This window comes from Peribacillus simplex (assembly GCF_001578185.1).
Lineage (GTDB): Bacteria > Bacillota > Bacilli > Bacillales > DSM-1321 > Peribacillus > Peribacillus simplex_A.
The window spans coordinates 123,076-142,701 of sequence record NZ_CP011008.1; the positions used below are offsets into that span (position 1 = coordinate 123,076).

28 protein-coding genes are annotated in these 19,626 nt (G+C 40.9%); all 28 read left to right on the plus strand.

The annotated features are described in order from the left end of the window. Window positions 1-92: 92 nt before the first annotated feature. The 28 genes from rpoC (at window position 93) to secY (ending at window position 19,581) form a co-directional block, all read left to right on the plus strand. A complete protein-coding gene (rpoC, locus tag UP17_RS00650) occupies window positions 93-3,692 on the plus strand; it encodes a DNA-directed RNA polymerase subunit beta' (protein WP_061440378.1) in 3,600 nt (1,199 codons plus the stop codon). 287 nt (window positions 3,693-3,979) lie between these two features. Next, window positions 3,980-4,228 (plus strand): 50S ribosomal protein L7ae-like protein, encoded by a 249-nt coding sequence (locus UP17_RS00655; protein ID WP_034305040.1) that lies wholly within the window; start codon window positions 3,980-3,982, stop codon window positions 4,226-4,228. A gap of 104 nt (window positions 4,229-4,332) precedes the next feature. Beyond that, entirely contained in the window at window positions 4,333-4,755 is a 423-nt protein-coding gene (gene rpsL / locus UP17_RS00660) for a 30S ribosomal protein S12 (protein ID WP_061440379.1), read from the plus strand. 41 nt (window positions 4,756-4,796) lie between these two features. Then, a complete protein-coding gene (gene rpsG, locus UP17_RS00665; protein WP_048677878.1) occupies window positions 4,797-5,267 on the plus strand; it encodes a 30S ribosomal protein S7 in 471 nt (156 codons plus the stop codon). A gap of 44 nt (window positions 5,268-5,311) precedes the next feature. Next, window positions 5,312-7,390, plus strand: a complete 2,079-nt coding sequence (gene fusA / locus UP17_RS00670) for an elongation factor G (protein ID WP_061440380.1) — start codon at window positions 5,312-5,314, stop codon at window positions 7,388-7,390. Window positions 7,391-7,510: 120 nt separating this feature from the next. Beyond that, entirely contained in the window at window positions 7,511-8,698 is a 1,188-nt protein-coding gene (tuf, locus tag UP17_RS00675) for an elongation factor Tu (RefSeq protein ID WP_061440381.1), read from the plus strand. 419 nt (window positions 8,699-9,117) lie between these two features. Further along, window positions 9,118-9,426, plus strand: a complete 309-nt coding sequence (gene rpsJ, locus UP17_RS00680; RefSeq protein WP_019244375.1) for a 30S ribosomal protein S10 — start codon at window positions 9,118-9,120, stop codon at window positions 9,424-9,426. 40 nt (window positions 9,427-9,466) lie between these two features. Beyond that, on the plus strand, window positions 9,467-10,096 hold the full coding sequence (gene rplC / locus UP17_RS00685; RefSeq protein WP_061440382.1) for a 50S ribosomal protein L3: 630 nt from the start codon (window positions 9,467-9,469) through the stop codon (window positions 10,094-10,096). 25 nt (window positions 10,097-10,121) lie between these two features. After that, window positions 10,122-10,745, plus strand: coding sequence for a 50S ribosomal protein L4 (gene rplD / locus UP17_RS00690; protein WP_061141104.1), 624 nt, complete (start codon window positions 10,122-10,124; stop codon window positions 10,743-10,745). Beyond that, on the plus strand, window positions 10,745-11,029 hold the full coding sequence (rplW, locus tag UP17_RS00695) for a 50S ribosomal protein L23 (protein ID WP_034305023.1): 285 nt from the start codon (window positions 10,745-10,747) through the stop codon (window positions 11,027-11,029). Before rplD ends, rplW begins: the two co-directional genes overlap by 1 nt. A 26-nt stretch (window positions 11,030-11,055) precedes the next feature. Next, window positions 11,056-11,886, plus strand: a complete 831-nt coding sequence (gene rplB, locus UP17_RS00700; RefSeq protein ID WP_061440383.1) for a 50S ribosomal protein L2 — start codon at window positions 11,056-11,058, stop codon at window positions 11,884-11,886. A 60-nt stretch (window positions 11,887-11,946) separates the two neighbouring features. After that, window positions 11,947-12,225 carry a 30S ribosomal protein S19 gene (rpsS, locus tag UP17_RS00705; protein ID WP_034305018.1) on the plus strand — a complete coding sequence of 93 codons (279 nt, stop codon included), beginning with the start codon at window positions 11,947-11,949 and terminating at the stop codon, window positions 12,223-12,225. Between the two features lie 17 nt (window positions 12,226-12,242). Further along, complete coding sequence (gene rplV / locus UP17_RS00710; protein WP_061440384.1) at window positions 12,243-12,584, plus strand: 50S ribosomal protein L22; 342 nt, start codon at window positions 12,243-12,245, stop codon at window positions 12,582-12,584. A gap of 3 nt (window positions 12,585-12,587) precedes the next feature. Further along, a complete protein-coding gene (rpsC, locus tag UP17_RS00715) occupies window positions 12,588-13,244 on the plus strand; it encodes a 30S ribosomal protein S3 (RefSeq protein WP_061440385.1) in 657 nt (218 codons plus the stop codon). 1 nt (window position 13,245) lies between these two features. Next, window positions 13,246-13,680: a 50S ribosomal protein L16 gene (gene rplP, locus UP17_RS00720; RefSeq protein ID WP_053349061.1), complete on the plus strand. Its 435-nt coding sequence runs from the start codon at window positions 13,246-13,248 to the stop codon at window positions 13,678-13,680. Next, window positions 13,670-13,873 (plus strand): 50S ribosomal protein L29, encoded by a 204-nt coding sequence (gene rpmC / locus UP17_RS00725; protein ID WP_034305010.1) that lies wholly within the window; start codon window positions 13,670-13,672, stop codon window positions 13,871-13,873. The genes rplP and rpmC overlap by 11 nt, the downstream gene beginning before the upstream one ends. Window positions 13,874-13,891: 18 nt before the next feature. Continuing rightward, on the plus strand, window positions 13,892-14,155 hold the full coding sequence (rpsQ, locus tag UP17_RS00730; protein WP_034305007.1) for a 30S ribosomal protein S17: 264 nt from the start codon (window positions 13,892-13,894) through the stop codon (window positions 14,153-14,155). 41 nt (window positions 14,156-14,196) lie between these two features. Next, window positions 14,197-14,565 carry a 50S ribosomal protein L14 gene (rplN, locus tag UP17_RS00735; RefSeq protein WP_061440386.1) on the plus strand — a complete coding sequence of 123 codons (369 nt, stop codon included), beginning with the start codon at window positions 14,197-14,199 and terminating at the stop codon, window positions 14,563-14,565. A gap of 43 nt (window positions 14,566-14,608) precedes the next feature. Beyond that, entirely contained in the window at window positions 14,609-14,920 is a 312-nt protein-coding gene (gene rplX / locus UP17_RS00740) for a 50S ribosomal protein L24 (RefSeq protein ID WP_061440387.1), read from the plus strand. A 29-nt stretch (window positions 14,921-14,949) separates the two neighbouring features. After that, window positions 14,950-15,489, plus strand: a complete 540-nt coding sequence (rplE, locus tag UP17_RS00745) for a 50S ribosomal protein L5 (protein ID WP_048677889.1) — start codon at window positions 14,950-14,952, stop codon at window positions 15,487-15,489. Window positions 15,490-15,514: 25 nt separating this feature from the next. Further along, entirely contained in the window at window positions 15,515-15,700 is a 186-nt protein-coding gene (locus UP17_RS00750) for a type Z 30S ribosomal protein S14 (protein WP_034304998.1), read from the plus strand. A gap of 30 nt (window positions 15,701-15,730) precedes the next feature. Next, window positions 15,731-16,129 (plus strand): 30S ribosomal protein S8, encoded by a 399-nt coding sequence (gene rpsH / locus UP17_RS00755; RefSeq protein WP_061440388.1) that lies wholly within the window; start codon window positions 15,731-15,733, stop codon window positions 16,127-16,129. A 30-nt stretch (window positions 16,130-16,159) separates the two neighbouring features. Next, the gene (rplF, locus tag UP17_RS00760) at window positions 16,160-16,696 is read left to right on the plus strand and encodes a 50S ribosomal protein L6 (RefSeq protein ID WP_061440389.1); all 537 of its coding nucleotides are present in this window, start codon (window positions 16,160-16,162) and stop codon (window positions 16,694-16,696) included. Between the two features lie 32 nt (window positions 16,697-16,728). After that, entirely contained in the window at window positions 16,729-17,091 is a 363-nt protein-coding gene (gene rplR, locus UP17_RS00765; protein WP_061440390.1) for a 50S ribosomal protein L18, read from the plus strand. Between the two features lie 22 nt (window positions 17,092-17,113). Next, window positions 17,114-17,614: a 30S ribosomal protein S5 gene (gene rpsE, locus UP17_RS00770; protein ID WP_034304987.1), complete on the plus strand. Its 501-nt coding sequence runs from the start codon at window positions 17,114-17,116 to the stop codon at window positions 17,612-17,614. A 16-nt stretch (window positions 17,615-17,630) separates the two neighbouring features. Then, window positions 17,631-17,813, plus strand: a complete 183-nt coding sequence (gene rpmD, locus UP17_RS00775; protein WP_057915223.1) for a 50S ribosomal protein L30 — start codon at window positions 17,631-17,633, stop codon at window positions 17,811-17,813. Between the two features lie 32 nt (window positions 17,814-17,845). Next, the gene (rplO, locus tag UP17_RS00780) at window positions 17,846-18,286 is read left to right on the plus strand and encodes a 50S ribosomal protein L15 (RefSeq protein ID WP_034304982.1); all 441 of its coding nucleotides are present in this window, start codon (window positions 17,846-17,848) and stop codon (window positions 18,284-18,286) included. Next, window positions 18,286-19,581 carry a preprotein translocase subunit SecY gene (secY, locus tag UP17_RS00785; RefSeq protein WP_061440391.1) on the plus strand — a complete coding sequence of 432 codons (1,296 nt, stop codon included), beginning with the start codon at window positions 18,286-18,288 and terminating at the stop codon, window positions 19,579-19,581. Before rplO ends, secY begins: the two co-directional genes overlap by 1 nt. The last annotated feature ends 45 nt before the right edge of the window (window positions 19,582-19,626 follow it).

Consider the following 19,626-nt stretch of genomic DNA (forward strand, 5'->3'; position numbering starts at 1 on the left):
TTGATTCAATCAACCATCATCCGGTGTATGATTGCCTGATACTTGATGGCAATCAAGGGTTAAACCTGGAGATTAAAAGGGAGGTAGGCCCCTTGTTAGACGTTAATAATTTTGAGTATATGAAAATTGGTCTTGCTTCACCAGACAAGATTCGTTCTTGGTCCCATGGAGAAGTTAAAAAACCAGAAACAATCAACTATCGTACGTTAAAGCCAGAAAAAGACGGTTTATTCTGTGAGAGAATTTTTGGTCCTCAAAAGGACTGGGAATGTCATTGTGGAAAATATAAACGTGTTCGTTATAAAGGTGTAGTCTGTGACCGTTGTGGCGTTGAAGTCACTCGTGCTAAGGTACGTCGTGAGCGTATGGGTCATATTGAGCTGGCAGCTCCGGTTTCACACATATGGTATTTTAAAGGAATCCCTAGCCGTATGGGACTTGTTCTTGACATGTCTCCACGGGCATTGGAAGAAGTTATTTACTTTGCATCTTACGTAGTAACTGAAACAGGCGATACAACTTTAGAAAAGAAACAGCTTCTTTCTGAAAAGGAATATCGTACATACCGTGAAAAATACGGTAAGAAGTTCCAAGCTGCCATGGGTGCGGAAGCTATTAAAAAACTTTTACAAGATATTGATACGGAAAAGGAAGTAGAGTCGTTGAAAGAGGAGCTTAAAACAGCTCAAGGACAACGCAGAACCCGTGCAATCAAACGCTTGGAAGTTCTTGAAGCATTCCGTAACTCCGGAAATGAGCCATCATGGATGATCCTCGACGTGCTTCCGGTCATTCCACCGGAACTTCGTCCTATGGTTCAACTTGATGGTGGACGTTTTGCCACATCTGATTTAAATGATTTATATCGCCGTGTTATCAACCGTAATAATCGGTTGAAAAGATTACTTGACCTTGGAGCGCCAAGCATTATCGTTCAAAACGAGAAGCGTATGCTTCAAGAAGCTGTCGATGCTCTTATCGATAATGGCCGTCGCGGCCGTCCGGTAACTGGACCTGGTAACCGTCCGTTAAAATCTTTATCTCACATGTTAAAAGGTAAACAAGGTCGTTTCCGTCAAAACCTTCTTGGTAAACGTGTTGATTATTCTGGTCGTTCCGTTATCGTAGTCGGACCAAACTTAAAGATGTACCAATGCGGTCTTCCGAAAGAAATGGCGATTGAATTATTCAAACCATTCGTTATGAAGGAGCTTGTTCAAAGAGGTTTAGCGCATAACATCAAATCTGCTAAACGTAAAATTGAACGTTTATCTCCTGAAATTTGGGATGTGCTAGAAGAAGTAATTAGAGAACATCCAGTACTATTGAACCGTGCACCGACTCTTCATAGACTTGGTATTCAAGCTTTTGAACCAACTTTGGTTGAAGGTCGCGCAATTCGTTTGCATCCGCTCGTGTGTACAGCTTACAACGCTGACTTTGACGGTGACCAAATGGCGGTACACGTTCCTTTATCTTCTGAAGCCCAAGCCGAAGCACGTATGCTTATGCTTGCAGCACAGAACATTTTGAACCCTAAAGATGGTAAACCTGTCGTTACACCTTCTCAAGATATGGTATTAGGTAACTATTACTTAACTTTGGAAAGAGAAGGCGCTATCGGTGAGGGTATGATCTTTAAAGATACAAGTGAAGCATTACTCGCATACCAAAACGGATATGTACACTTGCATTCCCGTTGTGCCGTACATGCATCTTCACTAAATAATGAAACATTCACTGAAGAGCAAAACAGCCAACTTCTAATTACCACTGTCGGTAAATTGATCTTCAATGAAATTTTACCAAAATCATTCCCGTATATTAACGAACCAACACGATACAATCTGGAAACGAAAACTCCGGAGAAATATTTTGTGGAAAAGGGCGCTAATATCCCTGAATTGATTAAGGCTCAACCTGCTATTGATCCATTCAAGAAAAAAATTCTTGGAAACATCATTGCGGAGGTCTTTAAACGGTTTAAAATTACCGAGACATCCAAAATGCTTGACCGGATGAAAGATCTTGGATTCAAATATTCGACAAAAGCTGGTATTACCGTTGGTGTGGCTGATATTGTCGTTTTAAAAGAAAAACAAGAAATCATCTCTGAGGCTCAAACAAAAGTGGATAACGTCTTAAAACAATTCAGACGTGGTCTAATCACAGAAGATGAGCGTTATGATCGTGTTATCTCAATTTGGAGTGCTGCCAAGGATACCATCCAGTCCAAACTTATGGACTCACTGGACCGACGCAACCCGATCTTCATGATGAGTGACTCCGGTGCCCGTGGTAATGCTTCTAACTTTACGCAGCTTGCTGGTATGCGTGGTTTGATGGCCAACCCGGCTGGACGTATCATTGAATTACCGATCAAATCAAGTTTCCGCGAAGGTTTAACAGTGTTGGAGTATTTCATCTCCACGCATGGTGCGCGTAAAGGTCTTGCCGATACAGCACTTAAAACAGCCGATTCCGGTTACCTTACTCGTCGACTTGTTGACGTTGCCCAAGATGTCATCATCCGTGATGACGATTGTGGAACGGACCGCGGCTTGAAAATTTCAGCCTTGAGAGAGGGTACTGAAATAATTGAGCATCTTGAAGAGCGTCTAATTGGCCGTTATGCAAGAAAAGCGATCAGACATCCGGAAACAAATGAAGTAATCGTGGCTGAAAACGACCTTATTACTGAAGATCTTGCGAACTATATTGAATCACTTGGAATTGAAACAGCATGGATCCGTTCTGCCTTTACATGTAACACCAGCCATGGTGTATGTAAAAAATGTTATGGACGCAACTTGGCTACCGGTCAAGAAGTTGAAGTGGGCGAAGCAGTCGGTATTATTGCCGCTCAATCAATCGGTGAACCTGGTACACAGTTAACGATGCGTACATTCCATACTGGTGGGGTTGCTGGAGACGATATCACTCAAGGTCTTCCTCGTATCCAAGAAATATTTGAAGCGAGAAACCCTAAAGGTCAAGCAGTCATTTCCGAAATCGAAGGAACGGTCGTTTCGATTAACGAAATTCGGGATAAACAACAGGAAATCGTTGTTCAAGGAGCAGTTGAATCACGCACATATACTGCACCGTACACAGCGCGCTTAAGAGTAACTGTTGATACTCCTGTCCGTCGCGGTGAAGAGCTGACAGAGGGTTCTATTGATCCGAAAGAGTTGCTGAAGGTTACAGATGTACTTACTGTGCAGGAATACCTGCTTCATGAAGTTCAAAAAGTATACCGGATGCAAGGGGTTGAAATCGGTGATAAACACATCGAGGTAATGGTTAGACAAATGATGCGTAAAGTCCGTGTACTTGATGCAGGTGAAACTGAAGTGCTTCCAGGAACATTATTGGATGTTAACCAGTTTACTACAGCAAACACTGATGCATTGCTGACTAACAAATTACCAGCTACAGGACGCCCTGTACTACTAGGTATCACAAAAGCATCACTAGAAACGGATTCCTTCTTGTCCGCCGCTTCATTCCAAGAAACAACTAGAGTCTTGACTGATGCAGCAATAAAAGGAAAACGTGATGAATTGCTAGGACTTAAAGAGAATGTCATCATCGGTAAACTAGTCCCTGCAGGAACAGGAATGCTTCGATACAGAAAAGCAAACCCGGTCGTTGTAAGTGATGAAAGTGCCGATACAGTAACAGTGGATTAAAAGAAAAAGGACCAGCTCAATAAGTAAAACTGAAAACCGAACTCCTGGATTCTTGGAGCTGAAGGCTCAGAATTTATTGAGCTGGTCTCTCTTATTACTCATGGCTGACTGAAGCCGTATGAGGACCAATATTTTCCCTTTAGACATAGTGAAAATAGTAATGGAATTATGTAAGGAAAACCTTTTGCTAGAATTATTTTTTGAAAGAAGTTGACAGTATCCGACTATTAATGATACTATAGCAAAGGTGCTCCTATGTTACCCTGTAACTTTGGAGGATATGGACCATGTCTTATGAAAAAGTAATACAGGCAAAGTCAGTGATTATAGGGACGAAACAAGCAGTTAGAGCTCTTAAAAACAATTTAATTCAAGAAGTTATCATCGCTGATGATGCAGATATATACTTGACTGGGCGTGTCGTTGAGACCGCTAAAGAATTGGATGTTCCTATCACATATGTTGATTCGATGAGAATGCTTGGCAAAGCATGTGGTATTGATGTCGGAGCAGCAACTGTTGCCATTAAAAAGTAAAAATGTTTTTGCAATTATATTTGCAAAGACTTTGTTTTTACCCATTTATGAACCACCTGGATGTGTGGTACTAGAAATGAAAACGTGAAGGGAGGAAAAATGTAATGCCTACTATTAATCAATTAGTGCGTAAAGGACGCGAGTCTAAAGAGGTTAAATCAAAATCTCCAGCACTTAACAAAGGCTACAACAGCTTTAAAAAAGCACAAACTAACGTATCATCTCCGCAAAAACGTGGTGTTTGCACTCGTGTGGGTACTATGACACCGAAAAAACCAAACTCCGCGTTACGTAAATATGCGCGTGTACGTTTAACAAACGGTATCGAGGTAACAGCTTATATCCCAGGTATCGGTCACAACCTACAAGAACACAGCGTGGTTCTTATCCGTGGCGGTCGTGTAAAAGATTTACCAGGGGTACGTTATCATATCGTACGTGGTGCTCTTGATACTGCTGGAGTTAACAATCGTATGCAAGGCCGTTCTAAATACGGTACTAAGCGTCCGAAAGCAGCAAAAAAATAATCTCAAACAAAAATTAAACTTTCTTGAAAGGAGGAAATATAATGCCTCGTAAAGGACCTGTAACGAAAAGAGATGTATTACCAGATCCGATTTATAATTCAAAACTTGTGACTCGCTTAATCAACAAATTAATGGTTGATGGACAAAGAGGTAAATCACAAAAAATTCTTTACTCTGCATTTGATTTAATCAAAGAACGTACTGGCAATGAGCCGATCGAAGTTTTCGATCAAGCACTTAAAAACATCATGCCTGTATTAGAAGTAAAAGCACGCCGTGTGGGTGGAGCTAACTACCAAGTACCAGTTGAGGTGCGTCCAGACCGTAAATCGACTCTAGGACTTCGTTGGTTAGTAAACTACTCTCGCCTTCGTGGGGAAAAAACGATGGAAGAGCGTTTAGCTTATGAAATCATGGATGCTGCTAACAATACTGGAGCAGCAGTTAAGAAACGTGAAGATACACACAAAATGGCTGAAGCTAACAAAGCATTCGCTCATTATCGCTGGTAAGATCAAACACTATAAAATCCTTATAGAAGGAAGGAGAAAGACAAATGGCAAGAGAGTTCTCCTTAGCAAACACTCGTAATATCGGTATCATGGCTCACATCGATGCTGGTAAAACGACAACAACAGAACGTGTTCTATACTATACTGGTAAAATCCATAAAATTGGTGAAACACACGAAGGTGCTTCACAAATGGACTGGATGGAACAGGAACAAGAACGCGGAATCACGATCACATCCGCTGCAACAACTGCACAGTGGAAAGGTCACCGTGTAAACATCATCGATACACCAGGACACGTAGACTTCACAGTTGAAGTTGAACGTTCATTGCGTGTACTTGATGGAGCTGTAGCTGTACTTGATGCCCAATCAGGTGTTGAGCCTCAAACTGAAACTGTTTGGCGCCAAGCTACAACTTATGGTGTACCGCGTGTCGTATTCGTAAATAAAATGGACAAAATCGGTGCGGATTTCCTTTACTCAGTTGGAACAATCCACGATCGTCTACAAGCTAATGCTCATCCAGTTCAGTTACCAATCGGTGCTGAAGATCAATTCTCTGCAATCATTGACCTTATTGAAATGAAAGCTCATTTCTATGCCAATGATCTAGGAACTGATATCACTGTTGGTGAAATTCCTGAAGAACATCGGGAATTAGCTGAAGAATACCGTGAAAAGTTAATTGAAGCAGTAGCAGAAGTTAATGAAGACTTAATGGAAAAATACCTTGGCGGCGAAGAAATCAGCATTGCTGAATTAAAAGCAGCTATTCGTACAGCAACCGTTAACGTTGAATTCTTCCCAGTTATCTGTGGATCAGCTTTCAAAAACAAAGGTGTTCAATTAATGCTTGATAACGTTATCGACTTCCTTCCATCTCCGTTAGATGTACCAGCTATTAAAGGTACTCTTCCTGATACAGAAGACGAAGTAGAACGCCACTCAGATGATTCTGAACCGTTCTCAGCTTTAGCGTTTAAAGTAATGACGGATCCTTACGTTGGTAAACTTACATTCTTCCGTGTGTACTCAGGTACATTAGAATCAGGTTCTTATGTAATCAACTCAACTAAAGGTAAACGTGAACGTATTGGACGTATCCTTCAAATGCACGCAAACAGCCGTGAAGAAATATCAACTGTATACGCAGGAGATATTGCTGCAGCTGTAGGATTGAAAGATACTACAACTGGTGATACTCTATGTGACGACAAGAACCAAGTTATTCTTGAGTCTATGGTATTCCCAGAGCCAGTTATTTCACTTTCAGTTGAACCAAAATCCAAAGCAGACCAAGACAAAATGGGCCAAGCTTTACAAAAGCTACAAGATGAAGATCCAACATTCCGTGCGCATACTGACCAAGAAACTGGTCAAACGATTATCGCTGGTATGGGTGAACTTCACTTGGACATCCTTGTTGACCGTATGCGTCGTGAATTTAAAGTGGAAGCAAACGTTGGTGCTCCTCAAGTAGCATACCGTGAAACTTTCCGTGGATCAGCTAAGGTTGAAGGTAAATTCGTTCGCCAATCAGGTGGTCGTGGACAATTTGGACACGTATGGATCGAATTTGGTCCAAACGAAGAAGGTAAAGGATTCGAATTTGAAAATGCTATCGTCGGTGGTGTAGTACCACGTGAATATATCCCTGCTGTACAAGCTGGATTAGTTGATTCACTTGACCGTGGTGTACTTGCTGGTTACCCGCTAGTCGACATCAAAGCAAAATTATTTGACGGATCTTACCATGACGTTGACTCCAACGAAATGGCATTTAAAATTGCTGCATCAATGGCACTTAAAAATGCTGCTTCTAAATGTAAACCGGTTATCCTTGAGCCAATCATGAAAGTAGAAGTAGTTATTCCTGAAGATTATCTAGGCGACATCATGGGAGATATCACATCCCGCCGTGGTCGTGTAGAAGGTATGGAAGCTCGCGGTAACACGCAAATGGTTAAAGCGATGGTTCCACTATCTGAAATGTTCGGATATGCTACGTCTCTACGTTCTAACACACAAGGACGCGGAACATTCTCTATGCACTTCGATCATTATGAAGAAGTACCTAAGAGCATTTCTGAAGAAATCATCAAAAAAAATAAAGGTGAATAATTGATTTTCATCTCTTATTAAAGTATAACTATCTTATGTAAGCTGTGATGGAAGAATTAGTCTTCTTTCACAGCCCTATATACTTAATCTTTTATTTATAATTTTAAGGAGGAATTCCTAATGGGAAAAGCTAAATTTGATCGTTCAAAACCGCACGTTAACGTTGGAACAATTGGTCACGTTGACCATGGTAAAACAACTCTAACTGCTGCAATCACAACTGTACTTGCTAAAACTGGTGGAGCAGAAGCTCGCGCTTATGACCAAATCGATGGTGCTCCAGAAGAAAGAGAACGTGGTATCACAATCTCTACTGCACACGTTGAGTACGAAACAGCTACTCGTCACTACGCACACGTTGACTGCCCAGGACATGCTGACTATGTTAAAAACATGATCACTGGTGCTGCACAAATGGATGGCGGAATCCTAGTAGTATCTGCTGCTGATGGCCCAATGCCACAAACTCGTGAGCACATCCTTCTTTCTCGTCAAGTAGGTGTACCATTCCTAGTAGTATTCATGAACAAATGCGACATGGTTGATGACGAAGAACTTCTTGAATTAGTAGAAATGGAAATCCGTGATCTACTATCTGAATACGAATTCCCTGGCGATGACATTCCAGTTATCAAAGGATCTGCACTAAAAGCTCTTCAAGGAGAAGCTGAATGGGAAGAAAAAATTCATGAATTAATGACAGCTGTTGATGAGTATATCCCAGAACCAACTCGTGACACTGAAAAACCTTTCATGATGCCAGTTGAGGATGTATTCTCTATCACTGGTCGTGGTACAGTTGCTACTGGTCGTGTTGAGCGTGGACAAGTTAAAGTCGGTGACGTTGTTGACATCATCGGTTTCAACGAAGAGTCTAAACCAACAACTGTAACAGGTGTTGAAATGTTCCGTAAACTTCTTGACTATGCTGAAGCTGGTGACAACATCGGTGCACTTCTTCGTGGTGTATCCCGTGAAGATATCCAACGTGGACAAGTACTTGCTAAACCAGGTACAATCACTCCACACACAAAGTTCAAAGCTGAAGTTTATGTTCTTTCTAAAGAAGAAGGTGGACGTCACACTCCATTCTTCACAAACTACCGTCCTCAGTTCTACTTCCGTACAACTGATGTAACTGGTATTTGTAACCTTCCTGAAGGCGTAGAAATGGTTATGCCTGGAGACAACATCGAAATGACTGTAGAACTTATCGCTCCAATCGCTATCGAAGAAGGTACTAAATTCTCTATCCGTGAGGGTGGACGTACTGTAGGCGCTGGCGTAGTTGCTACAATCACAGAGTAATTGATTCATAAAACAATATTGGAAGGGACGCCTTCCGGGAAAAGCAGATGGGACGCCATCTGCTTTTTTTTATTTTAAAGGACTTTATATTTCTTCTTCTATAATATCCGTTGGAAATTGAGTACATTCCAAAGAAAACGTTGTGGATTTACCAAATGAAGAAAATGGATATGAAAGACCGTGTAGAATGTACTTGTAAATACTTGAGATAGTATGTATAATAATAAAAGTGTGTTGCACAAGAAAATCTAAGTTTAACTTGCATTCTACTTGTGCTTTATGTATAATAGACAATGTTGGTCTTTGACTGCGATGATATGGAAGGTTGCTGACACACCCGGCCGCTTTGCCATGGCGAGTGTGTGGGAAATTTCCATTGAGAAGGTCTATTTCAAAATAGGCGAAAAGGAGGGAAAATTATGGCAAAACAAAAAATTCGTATCCGTTTAAAAGCATATGATCACAGAATTCTTGATCAGTCTGCTGAGAAAATTGTTGAAACTGCAAAACGTTCTGGTGCGGCTGTATCTGGTCCAATTCCATTACCTACTGAAAGATCGGTATACACGATCCTACGTGCGGTTCATAAATACAAAGATTCTCGTGAACAATTCGAAATGCGTACGCATAAACGTCTAATCGACATCGTTAATCCAACTCCACAAACAGTTGACTCATTGATGCGTTTAGATTTACCATCAGGCGTTGACATTGAAATCAAATTATAATTCATATAAATATGAACAATTACTCTAGGAGGTGTGACTTATGACCAAAGGAATCTTAGGAAGAAAAATCGGTATGACTCAAGTTTTTGCTGAAAACGGCGAACTTATCCCGGTAACAGTTATCGAGGCTGCTAATAACGTGGTTCTTCAAAAGAAAACTGTTGAAACTGATGGGTATGAAGCAGTTCAAGTTGGTTTTGAAAACAAACGTGAAAAGCTTTCTAACAAACCTGAAAAGGGACATGTTGAAAAAGCAAATACTACTCCTAAGCGCTTCATTCGCGAATTCCGCGGAACGGATCTTACTGAATATGAGATCGGTCAAGAAGTCAATGTTAGTATTTTCGCAGAAGGCGATTTAGTAGATGTATCAGGAATTTCAAAAGGTAAAGGTTTCCAAGGCGCTATCAAACGTCACGGACAATCTCGCGGACCGATGACTCATGGTTCTCGTTACCACCGTCGCCCAGGTTCAATGGGTCCTGTAGCTCCAAACCGCGTATTCAAAGGTAAACTATTACCAGGACGTATGGGTGGGGAACAAATTACTGTTCAAAACTTAGCTATCGTTAAAGTTGATGTTGAACGTAACCTACTATTGATCAAAGGTAATGTACCTGGTGCTAGAAAAGCATTGATCAAAGTTAAAACTGCTGTTAAAGCAAAGTAATTTCTGAGAAAGGAGGAGCAATAGAATGCCAAAAGTTACATTGTTCAACCAAACAGGTTCTCAAGTTGGCGACATCGAACTGAATGAATCCATCTTTGGTATCGAACCTAATAATCATGTATTATTTGAAGCAATCATTATGCAACGAGCTTCCTTACGTCAAGGAACTCATAAAGTTAAAAACCGTTCTGAAGTTGCAGGCGGTGGACGTAAACCTTGGAAACAAAAAGGAACTGGACGTGCGCGTCAAGGTTCTATCCGTTCTCCACAATGGCGTGGCGGTGGCGTTGTTTTTGGACCAACTCCAAGATCTTACGCTTACAAGCTACCTAAAAAGGTGCGTCGTTTAGCTATTAAATCTGCATTGTCTGCAAAGGCATTGGAAGAGAACATTTTGGTACTTGAAAGCTTGTCTTTCGAAGCTCCAAAAACAAAAGAATTTGTAGCAGTACTTAAAAACCTTTCTGTTGATACTAAAACGTTGATCGTTACTGACGGATTAGATGAGAAAGTTGCTCTTTCTGCACGTAACATCCCTGGTGTTACTGTAGTTGAAGCTGTTGGTCTTAATGTTCTTGATGTTGTATCACACAACAAATTGATCTTGACTAAATCAGCTGTCGAAAAAGTAGAGGAGGTGCTTGCATAATGGATGCACGCGATATCATTAAGCGCCCCGTAATCACTGAACGCTCTTCAGACATAATGGCTGAAAAAAAATATACTTTTGAAGTTGATGTTAGAGCTAACAAAACTCAAGTTAAAGATGCTGTTCAAGAAATTTTCGGCGTTAAAGTTGAGAAAGTAAACATCATGAACTACAAAGGTAAATTCAAACGTATGGGCAAACACGCAGGCTATACTAACAAGCGCCGTAAAGCAATTGTTAAATTAACTGCTGACAGCAAAGAAATCGAGCTATTCGAGGCTTAATTCATTAGAGAAGGAGGGAAATACAAATGGCGATTAAGAAGTATAAACCTACCTCTAACGGTCGACGTAATATGACAACTTCCGATTTTGCTGAGATCACTACAGACAAACCGGAAAAATCATTACTTGCTCCTTTACACAGCAAAGGCGGCCGTAATAACCAAGGTAAGTTAACAGTTCGTCATCAAGGTGGCGGCCACAAGCGTCAATACCGTATCATCGATTTCAAACGGAATAAAGATGGTATACCAGGACGCGTTGCTACTATTGAGTACGATCCAAATCGTTCTGCAAACATTGCATTAATTAATTACGTTGATGGAGAAAAACGTTATATCCTAGCTCCAAAAAACCTAGAAGTAGGTTTGGAAATCATGTCAGGTCCAGAAGCTGACATTAAAGTGGGTAACGCACTTCCTCTTATTAACATCCCAGTTGGTACAGTAATTCATAACATCGAACTTAAACCAGGAAAAGGTGGACAATTAGTCCGTTCAGCAGGAACATCTGCGCAAGTACTTGGTAAAGAAGGTCGTTATGTACTTGTACGTTTAAACTCAGGTGAGGTTCGTATGATTCTTGCTACTTGCCGTGCTACAATCGGTCAAGTTGGTAATGAACAACATGAACTTATCAACATTGGTAAAGCTGGCCGTAACCGTTGGTTAGGTAAACGCCCAACAGTTCGTGGATCAGTAATGAACCCGAACGATCACCCACACGGTGGTGGTGAAGGTAAAGCTCCAATCGGACGTAAATCACCAATGTCTCCATGGGGTAAACCAACTCTTGGATTCAAAACTCGTAAGAAGAAAAATAAATCCGATAAATTTATCGTACGTCGTCGTAAAAAATAACGGGATTGACCTACGGTTCATATATAGAACCGTAGAACAGTCACGAAGGGAGGTACTCGCATGGGTCGTAGCTTAAAAAAAGGGCCTTTTGTTGATGATCATTTATTGGTAAAAGTTGAAAAATTAAATGAAGCTGACAAGAAACAGGTAGTAAAAACTTGGTCTCGTCGCTCAACAATCTTCCCGCAATTCATCGGACATACAATCGCTGTTTATGACGGTCGTAAGCATGTGCCGGTTTATGTAACAGAAGATATGGTAGGTCACAAACTAGGCGAATTCGCGCCTACACGCACTTATAAAGGTCACGCAAGTGATGACAAGAAAACAAGACGTTAATGAGAGGAGGGCATCTCATGCAAGCAAAAGCTGTCGCTAGAACAGTTCGTATTGCTCCTCGTAAAGTGCGTTTAGTCGCAGATTTAATTCGAGGAAAACAAGTAGGTGAAGCAGTAGCGATTCTTCGCTTAACACCAAAATCTGCTTCTCCAGTCGTAGAAAAAATTCTGAAATCTGCTATCGCAAATGCAGAACACAACTACGAAATGGATATTAATAACCTAGTCGTTTCAGAGGCATACGTTAACGAAGGACCAACATTAAAACGTTTCCGTCCTCGCGCTCAAGGTCGTGCGAGTGCAATAAACAAACGTACTAGTCATATTACAATCGTTGTATCAGAAAAGAAGGAGGGGTAATCTGTGGGTCAAAAGGTAAATCCAGTCGGTTTGCGTATCGGGATCATCCGTGATTGGGAATCCAAATGGTACGCTGATAAAGACTACGCAGTTCTTTTGCATGAAGACATTAAAGTTCGTGAGTATATCGCGAAACGTTTAAATGATGCTTCTGTATCCAAAGTTGAAATCGAACGTGCAGCTAACCGTATCAATGTATCTGTTCACACTGCTAAACCAGGAATGGTTATCGGTAAGGGCGGTACTGAAGTTGAAGCACTTCGTAAAGCTTTGAACCAGTTAACTGGCAAAAGAGTTCATATCAATATCATTGAAATTAAAAGAGCAGATCTTGACGCAAAATTGGTTGCTGAAAACATCGCTCGTCAATTAGAAAACCGTGTTTCATTCCGTCGTGCTCAAAAGCAAGCTATCCAACGTACTATGCGTTCTGGCGCACAAGGAATCAAAACTCAAGTTTCTGGTCGTCTTGGCGGTGCTGATATTGCTCGTGCTGAACATTACAGCGAAGGAACAGTTCCACTTCACACACTTCGTGCTGACATAGATTATGCTCATGCTGAAGCAGATACTACTTACGGTAAGCTAGGCGTGAAAGTTTGGATCTACCGTGGAGAAGTTCTTCCTACTAAGAAGAAATCTGAGGAAGGAGGAAAATAATATGTTATTGCCAAAACGCGTAAAATACCGTCGTGAACACCGCGGTAAGATGAGAGGGATGGCTAAGGGCGGCACTGAAGTTCATTTTGGAGAATTTGGACTTCAAGCTCAAGAAGCTTCCTGGATCACTAACCGCCAAATCGAAGCAGCTCGTATTGCGATGACTCGTTATATGAAACGTGGAGGAAAAGTTTGGATCAAAATTTTCCCAAGCAAACCTTACACAGCTAAGCCGCTTGAAGTACGGATGGGTTCCGGTAAAGGTGCTCCTGAAGGTTGGGTAGCAGTAGTTAAACCGGGCAAAGTATTGTTTGAAATCTCTGGTGTATCTGAAGAGGTGGCAAGAGAAGCATTGCGCCTTGCAGCACACAAACTTCCAATCAAATGCAAGTTTGTAAAAAGAGAGGAAATTGGTGGTGAAACAAATGAAAGCTAATGAAATCAAAGATCTAACCACTGCTGAAATTGAACAAAAACTAAAATCTCTTAAAGAAGAACTATTTAATCTTCGTTTCCAGTTAGCTACTGGACAACTTGAAAATACAGCTCGCATCCGTGAAGTTCGCAAATCGATTGCTCGTATGAAAACAGTTGTTCGTCAAAGAGAGATCGGTGTCACTAATCGATAATGAATGGAGGTTTGCAGAATGAGCGAACGCAACCAACGCAAAATCTACACTGGCCGCGTAGTATCCGATAAAATGGATAAAACAGTAACAGTTGTTGTAGAAACCTATAAAAAGCATTCTTTATACGGTAAACGCGTGAAATACTCTAAAAAGTTAAAAGCTCATGACGAGCTAAACGAAGCTAAAGCAGGCGACGTAGTACGTATCATGGAAACTCGTCCACTTTCAGCTACAAAGCGCTTCCGTCTTGTAGAAGTAGTAGAAAAAGCAGTAATCATTTAATATAGTTCGGATTAAGCTAATTCCGAAGGGAGGTACCGTACATGATTCAACAAGAATCTCGTTTAAAAGTCGCTGACAATTCAGGTGCTCGTGAAGTACTAACAATTAAAGTCCTAGGTGGTTCTGGCCGTAAAACTGCAAACATTGGTGATGTCATCGTTTGTACAGTTAAACAGGCAACACCAGGAGGCGTTGTTAAAAAAGGTGAAGTCGTTAAGGCTGTTGTTGTCCGTACAAAACGTGGTATGCGTCGTCCTGACGGTTCTTACATTCGTTTTGATGAAAACGCATGTGTAATTATCCGTGACGATAAGAGCCCACGTGGAACTCGTATTTTTGGACCTGTTGCTCGTGAATTACGTGACAATAGTTTCATGAAGATCGTTTCTCTAGCTCCAGAAGTTCTATAATATGTAAAATTTGTATAAAGCCTTTCAAGGAGGTGCCAAGCTAATGCATGTTAAAAAAGGTGACAAAGTCGTAGTCATCTCTGGTAAGGACAAAGGCAAACAAGGAACAATTCTTGAAGCATATCCGAAACAAAATCGTGTGCTTGTTGAAGGAATTAACATCGTGAAAAAGCATTCCAAGCCATCTCAAATTAATCCACAAGGTGGAATTATCAGCAGAGAAGCTGCTATTCACGTATCCAATGTAATGCCACTTGATCCTAAATCAGGTAAACCGACTCGTGTTGGATATAAGATCGAAAATGGTAAAAAAGTACGCGTAGCTAAAATATCAGGTGAATCTTTAGATAAATAAGTCATAAATGAAGGGAGGTACACTAAGCAATGAGCCGCCTTAAAGAAAAATTCAAAAGTGAAATTACACCGTCATTGATGGGTAAATTCAACTATCAATCAGTAATGCAAGTACCAAACATTGAGAAAATCGTTATTAACATGGGTGTGGGTGACGCAGTATCTAACTCAAAAGCTTTAGATACAGCTGTTGAAGAACTTACATTGATCACTGGTCAAAAACCAGTTATAACAAAAGCTAAAAAATCAATCGCAGGCTTCCGTTTGCGTGAAGGTATGCCTATCGGAGCGAAGGTTACATTACGTGGAGAACGTATGTATCAATTCCTTGATAAGCTAGTATCTGTATCTTTACCACGTGTACGTGATTTCCGCGGCGTTTCAAAGAAATCCTTTGACGGACGTGGGAACTATACATTAGGTGTTAAAGAACAACTTATCTTCCCTGAGATTGATTACGATAAAGTGAGCAAAGTTCGTGGTATGGATATCGTTATCGTAACGACTGCCAACACTGACGAAGAAGCTCGTGAACTACTTACTCAAGTTGGAATGCCGTTCCAAAAGTAATCTCTAAATAAAGGGAGGCGAAATCGTGGCTAAAAAGTCTATGATCGTAAAGCAAAAACGCGAACAGAAGTTTAAAGTACAAGAATATACACGTTGCGAACGTTGCGGACGTCCACATTCTGTATTACGTAAATTTAAACTTTGTCGTATTTGTTTCCGCGAACTTGCATATAAAGGACAAATTCCTGGCGTTAAAAAAGCTAGCTGGTAAAACCCGAGTTTGGGAAGGAGGTAAAATATAATGGTCATGACAGATCCTATTGCAGATATGCTTACTCGCATCCGTAATGCGAATATGGTTCGTCACGAAAAACTAGAAGTTCCTGCTTCAAAGATCAAAAAGGAAATTGCTGAGATCTTAAAGCGTGAAGGCTTCGTACGTGACTTTGAATTAATCGAAGACAACAAACAAGGTATCATCCGTATCTTCTTAAAATACGGTGCAAACAACGAACGTGTTATCACTGGTCTAAAACGTATCAGCAAACCTGGTTTGCGTGTATATGCAAAAACTGGAGAGGTACCACGCGTTCTAAACGGTTTAGGTATCGCAATTGTTTCTACTTCTCACGGAGTTTTAACAGACAAGGAAGCTCGCTCTAAACAAGCTGGCGGAGAAGTTTTAGCATACGTTTGGTAATACATTTTCACAAGAATGGAGGTGCACAATATGTCTCGTATAGGTAAAAAACCTATTGAAATCCCTACAGGCGTAACGGTTACTGTTAACGGAAGTGAAGTAACTGTTAAAGGTCCTAAAGGTGAATTAACTAGATCATTCAGTCCTGACCTTACAATCGTTGTTGAAGAGAACGTGTTAACTGTTACACGTCCGTCTGACGAGAAGGCTCACCGTTCTTTACACGGAACTACTCGCGCACTTATCTCTAACATGGTTGAAGGTGTATCAACAGGCTTTGTAAAATCACTTGAACTTATTGGGGTTGGGTACCGTGCACAAAAGCAAGGTACTAAGCTTATCCTTAACGTAGGATATTCTCACCCTGTAGAAATAGAGCCAGAAGCTGGCGTTGAAGTCGAAGTTCCTTCTAATACAAAAGTAATCATCAAAGGTGCAAACAAAGAACGTGTAGGAGCTCTAGCAGCTAATATCCGTGATGTTCGCCCACCTGAACCGTATAAAGGTAAAGGGATCCGTTACGAAGGCGAATTCGTTCGTCGTAAAGAAGGTAAAACTGGTAAGTAATGCCGCATAAGTAAACGAAAGGAGTGACGTAAATGATTACGAAGCTTGATAAAAATGCTACTCGTCAGAAGAGACATGCGCGTGTACGTGCTAAGCTTTCTGGAACAGAAGCTCGTCCTCGTTTAAATGTGTTTCGTTCAAACAAACACATTTACGCACAATTAATTGACGATGCACAAGGCGTAACATTAGCAAGTGCTTCAACTCTTGATAAAGAGATCAGTATCGAAGCTAGTAGCAATGCTGAAGCAGCTCAAAAAGTTGGCGAACTTATTGCGAAACGTGCTGTTGAAAAAGGTTTCAAAGCTGTGGTATTTGACCGCGGTGGTTACCTCTTCCATGGTCGTGTTAAAGCATTGGCTGACGCTGCTCGTGAAAACGGCTTAGAATTTTAATGGATAAGGAGGGACATAACAGATGCGTAGCATTGATCCTAATAAATTAGAACTTGAAGAACGCGTAGTTACAGTAAATCGTGTAGCTAAAGTTGTTAAAGGCGGACGTCGTTTCCGTTTCACTGCACTAGTTGTTGTTGGTGATAAAAATGGTCATGTTGGATTTGGTACTGGTAAAGCTCAAGAAGTTCCGGATGCTATCCGTAAAGCTATTGAGGACGCTAAGAAAAATCTAATTACTGTACCAATGGTTGGAACTACAATTCCTCACCTTGTGAACGGTCGCTATGGCGCAGGTCACATTCTATTGAAACCAGCTTCTGAAGGTACAGGAGTAATTGCTGGTGGTCCTGTTCGTGCGGTACTAGAATTAGGCGGAGTTAGCGATATCTTGTCTAAATCACTAGGTACTAATACACCTATTAATATGGTTCGCGCAACAATTGAAGGATTGAAGCAATTGAAACGTGCTGAAGACGTAGCTAAGTTACGTGGAAAATCAGTACAAGAACTGTTAGGATAAGGAGGGAAATCGAATTATGGCTAATAAATTAGAAATTACCCTCACTCGCAGCTTGATTGGTCGTCCTGAAGATCAACGTGTTACAGTTAACACTTTGGGTTTACGCAAAATGCATCAAACGGTTATTCATGAAGATAACCCTGCGATTCGCGGTATGATTACCAAAGTTGCTCATCTTGTTACTGTAAAAGAACAATAAAATAATTTTTAACTTAACAAGGAGGTGCCAACATGAAACTTCATGAGTTAAAAGCTGCAGAAGGTTCTCGTAAAGAACGTAAACGTAAAGGTCGCGGTATTGGATCTGGTAACGGTAAAACAGCAGGTAAAGGACATAAAGGACAAAACGCTCGCTCCGGCGGCGGTGTGCGTCTTGGATTTGAAGGGGGACAAACTCCTCTATTCAGACGTTTACCTAAACGTGGATTTACCAACATCAACCGTAAAGACTATGCTATCGTGAATCTTGATACGTTAAATCTTTTCGAAGACGGTACTGAAGTAACACCAGCTCTTTTACTTGAGACTGGAGTTGTTAGTAAAGAAAAAGCAGGAATCAAAATTCTTGCAAAAGGAAGCATTGAGAAAAAGCTTACTGTTAAAGCTCACAAATTCTCGTCTACTGCTAAAGAAGCTATCGAAGCTGCTGGCGGTAATACAGAGGTGATCTAATGTTTCGCACGATCTCCAATTTTATGCGCGTGGGTGAAATAAGGAATAAGATTATTTTTACCCTTCTAATGTTAATCGTCTATCGCATCGGTACATTTATACCTGTACCGCATGTGAATGCCGGTTTTCTCGCTGAACAGGACCAGCTGAGCGTCATAGGTCTTTTAAATACCTTTGGCGGCGGAGCACTAAAAAACTTCTCCATATTAGCGATGGGTATCATGCCATATATCACGGCATCTATCATCGTTCAACTATTACAGATGGATGTTGTACCTAAGTTCACTGAATGGTCTAAACAAGGGGAAGCAGGGCGCCGTAAATTAGCTCAATTCACGCGTTACTTCACTATTATCCTAGGATTTATCCAAGCTTTGGGCATGTCTTATGGGTTCAATAATATGTCAGGTGGCCAGTTGATTGAAAATCCTGGAATTGCAACATACTTGCTTATTGCGACTGTCTTAACGGCAGGAACAGCTTTTCTTTTGTGGTTAGGGGAGCTGATCACTGCTAAGGGTGTGGGTAATGGGATTTCCATCATAATCTTTGCTGGTATCGTAGCTAGTTTGCCAACAACGGCAAATCAAATATACGCCCAACAATTTCAAAATGCTGGCGATCAATTATTCTTACGAATTATAACGATTATCCTCATTGTATTAGCAGTATTAGCAATCGTGGTTGCTGTCATCTTCATTCAGCAGGCATTACGTAAAATTCCTATTCAGTATGCCAAACGTGCTGCGGTAGGTCGTACACAAATGGGTGGCCAGTCTACACATTTACCATTGAAAGTAAATGCTGCAGGGGTTATTCCGGTAATCTTTGCAATGGCATTTCTTATCACTCCTACTACAATCGCATCTTTCTTTGGAAAGAACAGTGTTACTAGTTGGATAACAGAAAATCTTGCTTATACCAATCCAATTGGTATGATCATATATGTCGCTCTTATCATTGCTTTTGCGTATTTTTATGCATTCATTCAGGTTAACCCTGAACAAATGGCTGAGAATTTGAAAAAGCAAGGTGGCTATGTGCCGGGGATTCGTCCAGGTAAGAGTACACAAGAATATTTAACACGTGTTTTATACCGTTTGACGTTTGTAGGCTCTATATTCTTAGCCATCATTGCCGTTTTACCGGTATTCTTCATTAAGATTGCTGATTTACCTCAATCTGCACAGATTGGTGGTACTAGTTTGCTAATCGTAGTGGGGGTTGCCCTTGATACGATGAAGCAGCTCGAATCACAACTTGTGAAGAGACACTATAAAGGCTTTATAAAGTAATGAGTTTTGGGAACGCCTTGTTCCCTTTACCCATTATAGAGTTTG

Excerpts from the sequence above, each read along its gene's own strand:
- fusA (WP_061440380.1), top strand. The coding sequence starts at position 5,312 with ATGGCAAGAGAGTTCTCCTTAGCAAACACTCGTAATATCGGTATCATG.
- rpsE (WP_034304987.1), top strand. The coding sequence starts at position 17,114 with ATGCGTAGCATTGATCCTAATAAATTAGAACTTGAAGAACGCGTAGTT.
- rplR (WP_061440390.1), top strand. The coding sequence starts at position 16,729 with ATGATTACGAAGCTTGATAAAAATGCTACTCGTCAGAAGAGACATGCG.
- rplC (WP_061440382.1), top strand. The coding sequence starts at position 9,467 with ATGACCAAAGGAATCTTAGGAAGAAAAATCGGTATGACTCAAGTTTTT.
- tuf (WP_061440381.1), top strand. The coding sequence starts at position 7,511 with ATGGGAAAAGCTAAATTTGATCGTTCAAAACCGCACGTTAACGTTGGA.
- rplD (WP_061141104.1), top strand. The coding sequence starts at position 10,122 with ATGCCAAAAGTTACATTGTTCAACCAAACAGGTTCTCAAGTTGGCGAC.
- rplX (WP_061440387.1), top strand. The coding sequence starts at position 14,609 with ATGCATGTTAAAAAAGGTGACAAAGTCGTAGTCATCTCTGGTAAGGAC.
- rpmC (WP_034305010.1), top strand. The coding sequence starts at position 13,670 with ATGAAAGCTAATGAAATCAAAGATCTAACCACTGCTGAAATTGAACAA.
- rpmD (WP_057915223.1), top strand. The coding sequence starts at position 17,631 with ATGGCTAATAAATTAGAAATTACCCTCACTCGCAGCTTGATTGGTCGT.
- rpsG (WP_048677878.1), top strand. The coding sequence starts at position 4,797 with ATGCCTCGTAAAGGACCTGTAACGAAAAGAGATGTATTACCAGATCCG.
- rpsS (WP_034305018.1), top strand. The coding sequence starts at position 11,947 with ATGGGTCGTAGCTTAAAAAAAGGGCCTTTTGTTGATGATCATTTATTG.
- rpsQ (WP_034305007.1), top strand. The coding sequence starts at position 13,892 with ATGAGCGAACGCAACCAACGCAAAATCTACACTGGCCGCGTAGTATCC.
- rplV (WP_061440384.1), top strand. The coding sequence starts at position 12,243 with ATGCAAGCAAAAGCTGTCGCTAGAACAGTTCGTATTGCTCCTCGTAAA.
- rpsH (WP_061440388.1), top strand. The coding sequence starts at position 15,731 with ATGGTCATGACAGATCCTATTGCAGATATGCTTACTCGCATCCGTAAT.
- UP17_RS00655 (WP_034305040.1), top strand. The coding sequence starts at position 3,980 with ATGTCTTATGAAAAAGTAATACAGGCAAAGTCAGTGATTATAGGGACG.
- rplF (WP_061440389.1), top strand. The coding sequence starts at position 16,160 with ATGTCTCGTATAGGTAAAAAACCTATTGAAATCCCTACAGGCGTAACG.
- secY (WP_061440391.1), top strand. The coding sequence starts at position 18,286 with ATGTTTCGCACGATCTCCAATTTTATGCGCGTGGGTGAAATAAGGAAT.
- rplB (WP_061440383.1), top strand. The coding sequence starts at position 11,056 with ATGGCGATTAAGAAGTATAAACCTACCTCTAACGGTCGACGTAATATG.
- rplO (WP_034304982.1), top strand. The coding sequence starts at position 17,846 with ATGAAACTTCATGAGTTAAAAGCTGCAGAAGGTTCTCGTAAAGAACGT.
- rplN (WP_061440386.1), top strand. The coding sequence starts at position 14,197 with ATGATTCAACAAGAATCTCGTTTAAAAGTCGCTGACAATTCAGGTGCT.
- rplE (WP_048677889.1), top strand. The coding sequence starts at position 14,950 with ATGAGCCGCCTTAAAGAAAAATTCAAAAGTGAAATTACACCGTCATTG.
- rpsJ (WP_019244375.1), top strand. The coding sequence starts at position 9,118 with ATGGCAAAACAAAAAATTCGTATCCGTTTAAAAGCATATGATCACAGA.
- rpsL (WP_061440379.1), top strand. The coding sequence starts at position 4,333 with ATGCCTACTATTAATCAATTAGTGCGTAAAGGACGCGAGTCTAAAGAG.
- rplW (WP_034305023.1), top strand. The coding sequence starts at position 10,745 with ATGGATGCACGCGATATCATTAAGCGCCCCGTAATCACTGAACGCTCT.
- rplP (WP_053349061.1), top strand. The coding sequence starts at position 13,246 with ATGTTATTGCCAAAACGCGTAAAATACCGTCGTGAACACCGCGGTAAG.